The sequence below is a fragment of the Paenibacillus sp. cl130 genome (genome assembly GCF_900116035.1).
Lineage (GTDB): Bacteria > Bacillota > Bacilli > Paenibacillales > Paenibacillaceae > Paenibacillus > Paenibacillus polymyxa_B.
In genome coordinates this window covers 920924-935024 of sequence record NZ_FOYG01000001.1, presented here as the reverse complement: position 1 = coordinate 935024, position 14101 = coordinate 920924, and the positions used below count along the sequence as shown (strand labels likewise).

The following is a 14101-nucleotide window of genomic DNA, read 5'->3' as shown; positions in this document are numbered from 1 at the left end:
TGAGGATGCGGGGTTTTTTTGATAGGAAAAGAAGGCTGGATTTAGAAGATATCTGATGATGTTCAAGTAACGCTCTTAACGATTTTTTATGAAGGGGTGCAAATCATGGCAGGAAAAAAAATAAAGGTTTGGACAACAGGTCTATTGGTTCTGATTTTGGCAGTTGTGCTGAGTGCATGTGGAGCTAATGGGAAAAATGCTGAAAATAAAGAGAACCAGAATTCTTCACAGCAGCCGGGACAGACCGTAACCGCACAAGAGCCTCCGGGCAAAACAGTTTACCCACTCACGGTTAAGGATACAACAGGACAGGAATTTACATTCAAAAAAGCGCCGGATAAAATCGTTTCCGTCTCCCCGGCAGAAACCGAGGCGCTGTTCGCCATCGGGCTGGATAAGGAAATTGTTGGCGTCTCCGACTACTCTGATTACCCGGAAGCAGCTACGAAAAAGCCTAAAGTGGGCGGTATTATGAAACCGAACGAAGAGGCGATCATTGCTGCTAACCCGGAAGTCGTTTTTGCAGGGATATCACTTAGTGAACAGGCTACGACCAAGCTGCGCGACATGGGAATTATGATTTTTAAAACGGAACCGAAGACAGTTGAAGATGTCATGGCTAACATCGAATTGTATGGGAAAATCACCGATCATCAGAAAGAAGCGAGAGCGGTGACTGACAAGATGAGAGCAGATGTAGCTGAAGTGAAAGAAGGAATTAAAAATATCGGTAAAGGTCAGAAGCTGCGGGTATACGTCGAGTTTTCACCAGGCTGGACAGTTGGTAAAGGCGAGTTTATGGACGAGCTGATTACGTTGGCGGGCGGCGAAAATGTAGGCGCCACGCAGAAGGGGTGGTACCAAATTAGTGAGGAAAATATTATTGCTGCGAACCCTGACGTGATTTTGTACAGCAAAAGTGTCAAGGACGACAAAACTGGTCAAACGCTCGGTGAAATCATTAAAGCTCGCAGTGGATGGGATCAAATATCGGCTGTTCGCCACAACCGGGTGTTTGCCGTGGATGATAATTTGATCAGTCGTCCGGGTCCACGCGTAACGGAAGGTCTCAAGGAAGTGGTCAAGGGCGTGTATCCTGAAATTTTCAAATGAACCGTAAACTGATCGGCTTTGGAGGAACAGGTCTTGTCCTGCTGTTACTGACGCTGCTGCTCTGTCTTGGCATCGGCTCGGCCAAGCTTCCGGTCAGCCAGGTCACGGGCATTCTGGTTAACCACCTTCCGTGGTTAGGCGATACGTTTACACCGGATTGGAATACATCCTCAGAGCAGATTATTTTGAAGGTCAGATTGCCACGAGTGTTACTGGGAATGTTGGTAGGGGCAGCGCTGGCGCTGGCGGGAGCCGGATTTCAGGGTGTGCTGCGTAATCCTTTGGCTGATCCGTATACACTGGGGGTATCCTCGGGGGCTTCGGTAGGAGCGGCAGTACTGATTTATTGGGGCCTTCAATTTTCATTTGTTGGCATATGGACGCTGCCGCTAGTGGCATTTACGACCGGAATGCTGACGCTGTGGATGGTGCTGACGTTGGCACGGGAAGGTGGAAAAATTCCGACACAAAGTCTCATTTTGTCGGGTGTGGTGATGCAATCCTTTCTGGGGGCGGTTGTTTCCTTTCTGACAGCCATGTCGAAGGAGACGGTCAATGAAATATTGTACTGGACGATGGGAAGTCTTAGCCTGCGCGGTTGGTCATATACAGGAATCCTTTTACCTTATGTGGTCATAGGACTGGTATTTCTATGGAACCGGGCACGTGTGCTGAATATTTTGGCTTTGGGTGAACGTCAGGCGGCTCACATGGGAGTTCATGTAGATGCGACGAAGCTATCTGTTCTGATCATTTCCACGCTACTGACAGCAGCCGCTGTCTCGGTATGTGGAGTGATTGGCTTTGTGGGACTCGTTGTACCGCATATCATTCGTCTGGTGACAGGTCCTGATTACCGGATGATTGTTCCATTATCTGCGCTCGGTGGAGCTATTTTTATGGCTTGGGCAGATACGGCGGCTCGCACGTTGTTAGCCCCCACGGAAATTCCTCTGGGCGTGATGACGGCCTTTGTTGGGGCACCGTTCTTCGCATATCTCCTGTACCGGAACAAGAAGCTGCGCAGGGGGGAAATGCTGTGACAGAACAAAGTGAACAACAGAAGGTACGTGATCGGGCGTTAGAGGTAGCGGGTCTAACACGTGCCTATGGAGAGTTCCATGCGTTAAAGAATATAAGCTGGAGCGTCGACGAAGGAACTTGGTGGGGGATTATTGGTCCGAACGGCAGTGGAAAATCCACCTTGCTGCATTTGCTTTCCGGTGTAGATCAGCCAACTTCGGGAAACGTTCATATCTATGGCAAAAAGGTCGGTAGCTACAGCAGAAAAGAGCTTTCCCGACTCATAGCCGTACTCCAACAGGAAGGGCTTCCTCCAGTGGGATACACCGTCAGGGAAGTCGTAGAAATGGGACGTTTTCCTCATCAGGACTGGCTAGGCAGGGAAAAGGGTGTTGATGTGGAGGCGATCACGGATCGCGTGCTAGAGCGATTGGGTCTTACCACGCTGGCGGACAGAGCATTGGACCGCTTGAGTGGGGGACAGCGACAGCGTGTAGCTTTGGCAAAAGTAATGGTGCAGGAGCCACGAATATTGCTGCTGGACGAGCCTACGACCTATCTGGACTTGCGCTATCAGCTTGAATTTATGGAACTGTTGGCAGATTGGCGCCAAGAAACGGGTGTGACGATTATTGCGGTCTTGCATGATCTTAACTTGACAGCCCAATTTTGCGAAGATTTGCTTGTACTCAAAGATGGAATGGTTGAAGGATTGGGAGCTTCATCGAAGTTATTAACCGAGGATCGGATTCGACGAGTATACGGTGTTGAGCCTGTGATGCTTCCGCATCCCGATAGCGGTGTGCCGCAGCTCTTGCTGCGCAGGAGTGCTTCGGATACAGCAGATTAAATAAACGATGAAACACACTTAAAAAGAGCAGGGAGTGGAAGTTATGAACAACAAGCTGCGTCAGCTGATCGATAGCATTGCCCAGCCGGATGGGGTGGCGGCCTCGGCAGCTTCAGCCCATTTGGACCAATTAACAAAGCCACCGGGAAGTCTTGGAAAGTTGGAAAGTGTGGCCATCAAGCTAGCAGGAATTACAGGAGTGGACAAGCCTGAATTTGATCGTAAAACGGTTATGGTCATGGCTGCGGATCACGGGGTGTGTGAAGAGGGAGTCAGTGCCTTTCCGGCTGAGGTTACACAGCAAATGCTGTATAACATGCTGTCAGGTGGCGCGGCAATTAATGTGCTGGCACGCCATGCGGGCGCAGATGTCAAGGTGGTAGATGTTGGCGTGAATGCGGATGTCGCTCACGCGAATCTGGTGGACCGTAAGGTACGCATGGGTACTTCGAATATAGCTAAAGGGCCAGCGATGCTGCGTACAGAAGCGGAACAGGCGGTTTTGGCCGGAGCAGAAGCCGTAGCAGAAGCGGTCAAAGGTGGCACACGGCTATTCGTTACCGGAGAGCTGGGCATCGGGAATACGACAGCCAGCGCTGCGGTCGTATGTGCTCTCACCGGACTGGAGCCGGAAGTTATCGTAGGCCGGGGGACGGGTGTAGATATGGCTGGGCTTACCCGTAAAATATCGGTTGTCTGCCGCGCATTGGACGTGAACCAGCCAGATGCAAATGATGCGTTCGACGTACTCACTAAGGTCGGCGGTCTAGAGATTGCCGCCTTGGCAGGAGTCATCCTCGGGGCAGCCGCACATCGCTGTCCAGTTGTGTTGGACGGCTTTATTTCAGGCGCAGCCGCCCTCGTAGCGCGTGCACTTGCGCCTGCAAGCGCTGCGTACATGCTTGCATCGCACGCCTCGGACGAGCGCGGGCACGCGGCGGTGCTCCGGCAGCTCAAGCTGGAGCCCATGCTTCATTTGGACATGCGGCTCGGGGAGGGCACAGGCGGTGCGCTTAGCTTGCACCTGATTGATGCGGCGTGCCGCATTATGCGCGAAATGGCGACCTTTGCCGATGCAGGCGTATCGGACGGTCAGGGAGCCGCGCAGCGATGAAAGCGCTCGTGACTGGCGGGGCACGCAGCGGGAAAAGCGGCTTTGCCGAGCGATTATGCATGTCGCGCGCGCCTGGCGCCTGCTACATTGCAACGGCGCAAGCCTATGACATGGAGATGAAGGAGCGCATCGCCCTTCATCGGGTCCAGCGCGAGTCTGCCGGATACGACTGGCAGACGCTGGAGGAAGCGAAGGCGCTGCCGGAGCTGCTGCGACGGCTTGGCGGCGATCAAGCGTCGCAGCCATCACCCGCGCCTATGGTGCTAGTCGACTGCCTGACCCTGTGGCTGTCGAACGTGCTGCTGGCCGCAGGCGAGGACGGCGAAGCTGCGTCCAGAGCTGCCATTAATGAACTGGCGGCAGCTGTGGAGCAGTATCCGGGGCAGCTCGTCATCGTGACCAACGAGGTTGGTGACGGTATTGTGCCCGAATATCCGCTTGGTCGGCTGTATCGGGATTTGAGTGGGGTTATGAATCAGCGGATTGCCCGTCTTTGTGATGAAGTATTTTTGGTGACGGCGGGCATTCCCGTAGAACTCAAACAGTTGGAATATAAGCTATGAGCCGCGAACGTCAGGCTGTTGCTGCGGCTTTTCAATTTTTAACGCGTCTTCCGGTGAAGGCGGAATTGGATTTTTCCCCGGATTTGCTTAAACGCAGTGCAAGTTATTATCCGCTGGTCGGAGTGGTTATTGGCATCATTGTCTGGGGCTTTGCGGCGCTTACTTCTATGGTGTTGCCGCCGTTGCCGTGTGCGATTCTTACGCTTGTTGTCTGGGTTTGGTTGACGGGCGGATTGCATTTGGACGGGTGGATGGATGCGGCTGATGCCTTGTTCAGCTACCGATCCCGTGAGCGGATGCTGGAGATTATGAAGGATAGCCGTGTAGGAGCAATGGGCGTTATTGCTTGTGTGTTGCTACTCATGCTCAAGGCTTCTTTGCTGTATACAGTGTTGGTTGAACGGAATGTGTCTGGCTTACTGCTGCTTCCGATGGTTTGGAGCCGCTGGTTTATGGTACATGCAATGAAGCGCTGGCCTAAAGCCCGTAATGATGATGGGCTGGCTGCGCGTTTTGCTGATATGAGTGGTGGCCGCGTAGGGTTAGCCGTATTCTGGGCTGTATTAGTGACCCTGAGTGCTGCCGTAGGACAATATCTTCTGGCAGGTTTGGCTACAGCAACAAGGGATACTGGGAATCTGTCGTTGGCAGGATCAACCATACAGACGTTCCTTTCATATTCTGAGAGCCTTCCAATCTCGATAGGTTTTGTGTTGATTCCGGTCTTGGCTTACGGTGTTGGAACCTTCACGGCAAACCGTATTAACCGCCGCTTGGGTGGACTTACGGGAGATATATACGGAACTTTAAACGAATTGCTGGAGACTGTTTTATTGTTGTTTATTGTAATTTTGTACGGGTTGTGACCAGATTTGAAATGAATTCGTTAAAGGGGAAGAGGCAATTGTCAACTTTCGAACCGTCCTGCACGAACCCGGCAGCCGTATTGATGCTTCAAGGAACAGCGTCGGATGTGGGCAAAAGCGTGGTGACAACTGCGCTTTGCCGTATTTTTACGCAGGACGGATATCGTCCCGCACCGTTTAAGTCGCAAAATATGGCGTTAAACTCTTATGTTACCGAGGACGGCAAGGAAATTGGACGCGCTCAGGGGGTGCAGGCTGAGGCCTGCGGTATTGAGGCCACGACTGACATGAATCCGATTCTGATTAAGCCAGTCAAAGATATGCACTCACAAATTGTTGTACACGGTGTACCTTATGCCTATATGAGCGCCTCCGATTACCGGAAGGATTTTTTGCCAAAAGCCAAACAGACCGTTATGGATGCTCTGAATCGGTTGCGTGATACCTATGATATTGTCCTTATGGAAGGGGCAGGCAGCCCGGCAGAGATTAATTTGAAGGACCGAGATATCGTAAATATGAATTTGGCAGGTTGGGCGGATGCACCAGTGTTGCTTATTTCAGATATCGACCGGGGGGGTGTTTTTGCCTCTCTCGTAGGAACCATCGAGTTACTGGAACCCCATGAAGTACAGCGTATCCGCGGATTTATCATTAACAAATTCAGAGGTGATCTGTCTCTGCTTCAACCGGGATTAGACTGGCTGGAAGAACGGACGGGCATTCCTGTACTCGGTGTATTGCCCTATCTACCAGACATTCGCATTGAAGCAGAGGATTCGGTAGTACTGGATAAGAAGCCCAAGCGATCAGCAGAGGATAAAGAACTGGATATTGCAGTGATACGATATCCGCGGATTTCCAATTTTACGGACACGGATGCTCTGGCCGCAGAGCCGGATGTGAGTGTTCGTTATGTCACAGAATCCGGACAGTTGGGCGTACCGGACGCCATTATCTTACCGGGGACCAAAGACACCATTGGAGACCTGCTGGAATTGCGTGAGAGAGGTCTGGAGAAAGACATTCGGCAGGCTATGAATACTGGACGCACACAGCTAGTTGGCATTTGTGGAGGTTATCAGATGCTGGGTACAGCGCTATTTGATCCCCAAGCCGTCGAATCTGGGTTGCCGCAGCAGGCAGAAGGGTTAGGTTGGCTGGCTCTATCCACGACCTTTTTAAAGGAAAAGCAAACCGTACGCGTACAGGGAACCCTGTCTAATCATTGCCCGCTTTTGCTTAGTACTGCGCCTGATTCGGGTTCTGCCTCTAAGCCAAGCATTGAAGGCTATGAAATACATATGGGCGTTACGGAGTATGTTACGGAACCATACGAACCTACAGATATAACTTTTAACCTAAGCGAAATGAAAAGGCTATTCCATATCCGGCGTGGCGAAGGAACAGCTTTTGAGGAAGGCTGGGGTACGACAGACGGTAAAGTATGGGGAACCTATTTGCACGGTGTGTTTGATAATGACCGTTTTCGCCGGTGCTGGCTGGATGGATTGCGACAAGCTAAGGGCTTGGCACCTTTAGAAAGCACTTTTACTGTACGTGAAGCCAAGGAACGAGAGTTTGACCGTGTCGCAGAGGTGGTACGGGCTCATTTAGATATGGAGCAAATTTATCGTATTATGGGAATGAATTCATAAACTTCATGGATGATTATTAAAATCGCTTTTAAAAAATAAAGAGGTATCTCTACAGCCATTTTCAAGACTGTGAGATACCTCTTTTTATTCAGGATTTTGCAAAATTCGATTCCAGTCGCTCTGAAGTGCAAGATATAGACGAACTAAACTATTTCGATCTACATCTTGTCCATTGGAAGTCGCTTATGGGATTTTTGCAAAATCCTCTATTGTATCGGCTTACGTAATTTTAAATTTTTGAACTGCCTTTTGCAGCTCGGTTGCTTGTTTGCTTAATTGGCGAACAACCTCGCTGTGGCTTTCCATTTCATTCAGTTGCTCATCGGCGTTAAAACCGATTTCTTGAATCATATGCTGTGCATTGGCAGCGATGAGAGCTGTCTCTTCCACGGAAGCAGATACTTCCTCCGAGCTGGCGGATACTTGCTCCGTTGCTGCAGATACCGTTTGAATCGTAGCATTGATCTTTTGCATAAGCTCACTTAGCTGGTTAAAGGCTGAGCTCGCTTGTTGAACCATTTCCGTTCCTGAATGAATTTCACGGCTAACCTGGGTCACAGAGTCCACAGATTGTTGCGATACTTCTTGAATGGTAACCAAATAGTCAGAAATTTCTTGTGTGGCTTCTTTAGATTGCTCGGCAAGCTTGCGTACTTCTCCAGCTACTACGGCGAAGCCCCGTCCATGTTCGCCCGCACGGGCAGCTTCAATGGAGGCATTCAGGGACAACATTTGAATTTGCTTCGTAATATCGAAAATAGCCGAAACGATACTGCCAATGGCTTCTGAGCGCTCATTCATACTATGGATGTATCGAAGCGATTCATCGGCAGCATGTCCTACCTGTGACATTTGAGCTACAGCTTTTTGAGCGAGCGTATTACCGTTAACCGTTTCTTTCGTTGCTTCACTGATTTGATCGGATACATCATTGGCAGAGGAGGCGATGTGCTGAACACCTTGAGCGATTTCCTCCATAGCCTGTGCATTTTCAGCAGCAGTTGTAGCTATGCTGGTACTGCCCTTTGCTACTTCCTCTGCGGCAACTGTAGAGTCCTGCACTTTTACACTCATAGCCTCAGTCCGACGAAGCAGCTCGTCCGATCCTTCAACAACCGCACCGGATGTAGAAAGCACATGGCCGATCATTTCTTTCAAGTTATGAGACATTGATTGGAAGCTGCGGGCAAGTTGGGCAATTTCATTGACTCCATGAACTTTCGCTTCTTGTGAAAGATCACCTTGAGCGATTTTTTCGCTATGACGAACCAATTCAGCAATGGGTTCTACAACTTTACGTATCACGAGGGTAGAAATAATTCCGCCCAGCAGGAGCGTTGCCACTGTAATACCTATGCAAATCCATAAAATTTGTTGGGATTTTTCCTGTACGAATCCGACATCTTCGTTCACGCCCAGAACTAGATTACTACCCGATATAGCAAAGAAGGCGGTTTTGTGTACTCCGTACGAATCGCTGTAAATTTCACTGATATTCATCTCGCCTTGTTTTGCTTTTTTAATATCCTCTACAGGAATGAGTGCATCCTTGACCTTGTATACTGATTTTACATTCCGTGCGACGACTTCGGCTTTACCATCCTTTACTACTGCGATATATGCCGATTCTAATTTGAGAGTATCGACCTTCTCCTGAAGATAGGATTCCATCTGTATAGCGGAGCCGGAATCAGAACCGCTTCCTTGTTGGGCCTGAACCGCTAAGGAAATATTGAGATCCTGATACACATTTTTAGCTCCAGTTTCTAGTAATTGGTCTACTTGAGGCATGACACTGTTATTAATGATACTCATGGATATTGCATAGAAACTGATGCTGAACAAAAGGGATGCAAAGAGCTGAATCAGCAAAAACATAATTCGTAATTTCGCGCCAATGGAACGATTAAAACTCTTCATGAAAATTCTCCTCTCACATGATGGTAATAAAATCAGACGAATTCCCCTGCTTGATGTAGGCCGCTTGTCCAATAAGATACTAGGCACGCCATGATCTACTTGTTTTCCTCTCCTTGCTTGAAGAAAAGACTGAAAATGTTCGGATTCTATGTATATTTCAGCTGTATTCAAGGGACAAGAATGTGAAAGGGAAGTAATCCATGATTTACTAAAAAGTAGGTTAGACCTATTTTACATAATTAACAGGCGGTTGAATAGTCATATTTGCCCAAAAACAAACAAAAAATATATAACTATGGTCTTAGGTGTTTAGATGTAAGTTAGATGTAAATTATCAGGTGCATAAAAACGAATAGATTACTCCTTCTTTAAAACTATTGTAAAAAAGAAGTAATATAAGTAGCATAAGGAATACCGCTTTTATTACAATATTCTTCTAAGCTTGGTTTGGTAAGTTCGAAAGTGGTCTTCAATATACATATAAAAAGGGGAAAAGGTAGTTATGAATCGGGATTTACTTTCCAAAGAAATGATTTCGCAGGTCAGGGGAGAAGATGAACAGGAGCAGACTTCCGGAAGTTACAGGGCTGCCACAGGGAGAAATCCGATAAGTCGTCTATTAGATTATGTATCAGGCGTATTCACTCCGATCTTGCCGGCAATGATTGGGGCGGGAATGATCAAGGTATTAATATCTATTTTCATGTCCTTAGGTTTTTTGTTTTCAGACCAACAGGTATTTACTAGTTTGTTATCTGATCAACAGGCGTATACCATTTTATTGGTTATCAGCGATGGGGTATTCTATTTTTTGCCCATTCTATTTGCGGCAAGTGCGGCAAGAAAGCTGAACAGCAATATGTTTGTTGCGGCTGCCATCGGAGCATCAGTATTGCATCCCCGCCTGACAGAGTTGTTCCAGTCTGGTGAGGAGGTTCGCTTTGGCGACTTGTCAGTCATAGACGGGCAGTCTGCTTCTTCCATAATACTAATGCTTGTTGTCGTTTGGATGGCGTCGTATGTGGAAAAATGGTTAGACAAGCATACCCCCTATTGGCTTAAAGTAGTGGCTGTCCCGACTTTGACTCTGATGATTTTTATACCTTTGATGATGTTCGTTCTTGGCCCGTTGTGGGGGTATCTCGGTCAACATTTATCGGATGGACTCGCATGGTTATTTGATAATGCAGGAGTGTTTGCAGGGCTGCTGCTCGGGGGCGCGATGTCTTTGCTTATTATGGCAGGTATGCAATATATAATGGTACCGATTATGATCAGCTCGCTTGCAACACTGGGCTACGATCATGTCTTTCCTGTGGTAGTGGCAGCGGTACTTGCCCAGGCAGGTGCAGCATTTGGCGTGTTTTTTAAATCCAAAAATGTCAAAGTGAAAACGCTGGCCTTTTGGACAGGCTTGCTTGCCATGATGGGGGTGGTTGAGCCGGCGATGTATGGAGTCACAATGCGCTTTAAGAAGCCTTTTGTTGCGGCGTTGATCGGAGGGGCTCTCGGTGGTGCATTTATGAGTTTATTTGGAACTGAAGCAACGGCTATTGGTGGTATATCAGGTCTGCCCAGCTTGGGATTATTCGTCGGTCCTACATTTATATATGCTATTTTGGGAATGTTAATCTCACTAGTTACAGCTGGCGTAATTACGTATTTTATGGGCTTTGTGGATGAAAAAGATGAGCATTCGCAAGTAGTGTCCACATCTGGCATGAATGCTTCTCCTTCTCCGAACTCGGTTGTGGAAAAGAGCCCTGGCAGCTAAGGCGTGCCAACGCCCAAAAGCCTCATGAAAGTGTTTACAAAAAAACTTGTCACCTCAGTCTTTATATGATATTATGGTGTCAGTTATTCAAAACTGCACAATCGTGGATTGTTACTGAGCGTATCGGGCAAAACCATAAGCAGGCACTATGTGTCAGTTTTGGTATTGCCTTTTTTTACTACTCCAAGCGGCTTAAGGTGATGGAATGAAGATAGCAAAGGTGCTGAATAATAACGTCGTAACGGTCATTGATGAACAGCAGAAAGAATTAGTCATTATGGGAAGAGGAATTGCTTTTAAAAAAAACACAGGCGATGAGATTGAAGAAGAGAAAATCGAGAAAATTTTCAAACTTGAAAGTACCGAGGTTTCCCGCAAACTCATGACCCTGATGTCTGATATCCCTATTGAATATGTTGAAATTTCTGATGAAATCATCCAATATGCCAAAACGATACTTGGTGTAGAGTTGCATGACAGCATCTATATTTCGCTGACGGATCATATCCATTTTGCCATAGAGCGTTATCGCTTGGGTATGGATATCAAAAATGCACTTTACTGGGAAATCAAGCGAATGTACCGTAAGGAATTCACGATTGGGACCAAAGCATTGCACATGATTCAGGACAAGCTGGGAGTTACACTTCCAGATGATGAAGGAGCATTTATCGCCTTACATTTGGTGAATGCACAGCTTAATAGCGAAATGCGCGAAACGATAACCCTGACTAACATTGTCAAGGATATCATAAATATTGTAAGTCGCTTTTTTGTAATGGATCTGGATGAAGAGTCTTTAAGCTATTACCGCTTTATTACACATCTCAAATTTTTTGCTCAACGGGTAATGAATGGGACCCCTGTACAAAATACAGATAATTCCCTTCATGATATGGTTAAGGTTCAGTATAAGAATGCTTACGCCTGCGCGGAAAAAATAAGAGATTATACGACTAAAATCTATGGTCGAAGCTTGTCCCAGGATGAGATGTTGTATCTCACCATTCATATCGAGCGTATCATTAAAAATCAATGATTTTATGTATGATCAGGGATTTAGGATTGCTACTTCTAAACCAGAAGGCAAAACCTGAATGCTGAAAGAAGATTGGCTTTTTATTAAGCTGTCTGCTTTCTGTATTCAGGTTTTTTTATTGCCCATTTGCGCATTTTATTTTATACCTTAAAAGAAAAGAGGAACACCTCATGGATCGAAATCAATTATCCAAAGAGATACTTACACTGGTTGGTGGTGAAGAAAACGTAGAGCAGGTCATTCACTGCATGACCCGCTTGCGCTTCAACCTTCATGATGATAAGAAAGCTCAGAAAGAGCAGTTGCAGAAAACGGATGGCGTCATGGGAGTCATGGAGAGTGGCGGCCAGTTTCAGGTTATTATCGGTAATGACGTAGCTAACGTGTACAAATCGTTGGTGAGCAACATGTCCAAGGCTCCGCAAAGTGACTCAGGAGCAAGTACTGCATCTAAGAAAAAACAAAACCCGATCAGCAAACTGTTCGACTTTATTGCGGGTATGTTTACACCGATTTTGCCAGCGATCACCGGCGCAGGTATGATCAAAGGGATCATTGCTCTTTTAGTGGCAATGAACTGGATGTCCGATAAGAGTCAAACCTATACGATTTTAGCGGCAATAGGTGACGGTGCGTTCTACTTCCTGCCTATTATTCTGGCTGTCAGTGCTGCTAGAAAACTCGGCAGTAATATGTTTATTGGTGCGGCGATTGGTGCTTCCATTTTGCACCCGACGATTACAGCTTTACTGGCATCTAACGTGAAGGTTAGCTTTATTGGTCTTCCGGTGACAGCGGCCACGTATTCTTCGACCGTGATTCCAATCGTTATTGCGGTCTGGCTGGCATCTTATGTTGAAAAATTCATTGATAAGTATACACATGCATCACTGAAGTTGCTCGTTGTTCCGACATTGACTTTATTGATTATTGTACCTTTGACTTTGGTTGCTGTAGGGCCGCTCGGCTCCATTATTGGTAATGGCCTGTCAGGCGGTATCTCTTGGTTGTTTGAAAATACAGGTGCACTTGCAGGTCTGCTGCTAGGCGGTACCTTCTCCCTGATCATTATGACAGGTATGCACTATGCGTTGGTTCCTATTATGATTGGATCGATTGCAACGTTGGGCTTTGACTACATGATTCCAATTATGGGAGCAGCCAACTTGGCACAGGCTGGTGCTGCACTGGGTGTATTCTTAAAATCAAAAAATGCCAAAGTCAAAACAGTGGCTTTCTCGACGAGCTTGACAGCTATTATGGGTGTAACTGAGCCTGCAATGTATGGTGTAAATATGCGGTTTAAAAAACCATTTACTGCTGCGTTGATCGGCGGAGCCGTCGGCGGGGGCTTCATGAGCTTGTTTGGTACAAAAGCGTATGTCATGGGTGGATTGGTTGGTGTGCCTGGTCTGGCGATGTTTATTGGACCGACTTTCTTATACGCAATCCTGGGTCTTATTATTGCATTTGTGGTTGCTACGATTGTTACCTATTTGATCGGCTTTACAGATGAAAAGAACGAAGAAGCACCACAAGCAACAACAGACGCTGCCGGAGACATCTCTACTGATGAAATAGCACAATCTGCTGTGTCCTCACTGCCGAAAGGTGAGAAAATCCCGGTATACAGCCCGATTATGGGTGAAGTTAAGCCGCTCAGTGAAGTCAATGACCCTGCATTTTCTCAAGAAATCATGGGTAGAGGTTGGGCTATTGAACCATCCGAAGGCCGGGTTGTTTCCCCAGTGGATGGTACAGTGTTCTCCATTTCCAAAAGTGGGCATGCTGTTGGATTGGTGAGTGATTCAGGACTTGAAATGCTCATTCACGTTGGGATGGATACGGTTAAACTAAAAGGACTTCATTTTACGCCTCATCTTAAAGCAGGAGATCGCGTGAAGGTAGGAGACCTCGTGCTGGAGTTTGATCTGGTGGAAATCCGCAAGGCTGGTTACGAAACGATAACGCCTGTTATTGTTACGAATGTAGCTCAGTTTAGCGAGTTGGAGTCCGCTGATAATCAGCATAAAGTGGTTAAGGAACAGGAACTGTTATACACAGTGATCGTCTAACGGCTGATAAAGATTTTACGCCTAAGTTGAATACATGTCGTTGTGTTCAGGACAAAAAACAGCAAGCCTTCGAAAGATGAAGGCTTGCTGTTTGGCGTTTTCGATA

At 47.2% G+C, this 14101-nt stretch carries 11 protein-coding genes; 10 read left to right on the top strand and 1 reads right to left on the bottom strand.

The genetic code is table 11. The annotated features are described in order from the left end of the window. The first annotated feature begins 105 nt into the window (after positions 1-105). From BM358_RS04410 to BM358_RS04380, 7 genes are read left to right on the top strand one after another with little or no spacing between them, the layout of a single operon-like run. Positions 106-1113 carry an ABC transporter substrate-binding protein gene (locus tag BM358_RS04410; RefSeq protein WP_028543015.1) on the top strand — a complete coding sequence of 336 codons (1008 nt, stop codon included), beginning with the start codon at positions 106-108 and terminating at the stop codon, positions 1111-1113. Continuing rightward, the gene (locus BM358_RS04405) at positions 1110-2156 is read left to right on the top strand and encodes a FecCD family ABC transporter permease (RefSeq protein ID WP_028543014.1); all 1047 of its coding nucleotides are present in this window, start codon (positions 1110-1112) and stop codon (positions 2154-2156) included. The genes BM358_RS04410 and BM358_RS04405 overlap by 4 nt, the downstream gene beginning before the upstream one ends. Continuing rightward, positions 2153-2986, top strand: a complete 834-nt coding sequence (locus BM358_RS04400) for an ABC transporter ATP-binding protein (RefSeq protein ID WP_028543013.1) — start codon at positions 2153-2155, stop codon at positions 2984-2986. Before BM358_RS04405 ends, BM358_RS04400 begins: the two co-directional genes overlap by 4 nt. Positions 2987-3029: 43 nt before the next feature. Then, complete coding sequence (cobT, locus tag BM358_RS04395; RefSeq protein WP_028543012.1) at positions 3030-4100, top strand: nicotinate-nucleotide--dimethylbenzimidazole phosphoribosyltransferase; 1071 nt, start codon at positions 3030-3032, stop codon at positions 4098-4100. Beyond that, entirely contained in the window at positions 4097-4663 is a 567-nt protein-coding gene (gene cobU / locus BM358_RS04390; RefSeq protein WP_023987651.1) for a bifunctional adenosylcobinamide kinase/adenosylcobinamide-phosphate guanylyltransferase, read from the top strand. Before cobT ends, cobU begins: the two co-directional genes overlap by 4 nt. Then, on the top strand, positions 4660-5529 hold the full coding sequence (gene cobS / locus BM358_RS04385) for an adenosylcobinamide-GDP ribazoletransferase (RefSeq protein ID WP_023987652.1): 870 nt from the start codon (positions 4660-4662) through the stop codon (positions 5527-5529). Before cobU ends, cobS begins: the two co-directional genes overlap by 4 nt. Before the next feature lie 38 nt (positions 5530-5567). Beyond that, on the top strand, positions 5568-7187 hold the full coding sequence (locus tag BM358_RS04380) for a cobyric acid synthase (protein WP_028543011.1): 1620 nt from the start codon (positions 5568-5570) through the stop codon (positions 7185-7187). Between the two features lie 219 nt (positions 7188-7406). Here BM358_RS04380 and BM358_RS04375 read toward each other — a convergent pair whose 3' ends face one another. Next, positions 7407-9107 (bottom strand): methyl-accepting chemotaxis protein, encoded by a 1701-nt coding sequence (locus BM358_RS04375; protein WP_028543010.1) that lies wholly within the window; start codon positions 9105-9107, stop codon positions 7407-7409. A 502-nt stretch (positions 9108-9609) separates the two neighbouring features. On the opposite strand from BM358_RS04375, the gene BM358_RS04370 reads away from it, so the two are divergent. The 3 genes from BM358_RS04370 to BM358_RS04360 all read left to right on the top strand — a co-directional run bounded on the left by BM358_RS04370 (position 9610) and on the right by BM358_RS04360 (position 13995). Further along, on the top strand, positions 9610-10881 hold the full coding sequence (locus BM358_RS04370; RefSeq protein ID WP_028543009.1) for a PTS transporter subunit EIIC: 1272 nt from the start codon (positions 9610-9612) through the stop codon (positions 10879-10881). A 205-nt stretch (positions 10882-11086) separates the two neighbouring features. Continuing rightward, entirely contained in the window at positions 11087-11920 is an 834-nt protein-coding gene (gene licT / locus BM358_RS04365; RefSeq protein ID WP_023987656.1) for a BglG family transcription antiterminator LicT, read from the top strand. Between the two features lie 170 nt (positions 11921-12090). Further along, complete coding sequence (locus BM358_RS04360) at positions 12091-13995, top strand: beta-glucoside-specific PTS transporter subunit IIABC (protein ID WP_023987657.1); 1905 nt, start codon at positions 12091-12093, stop codon at positions 13993-13995. Positions 13996-14101: the final 106 nt, after the last annotated feature.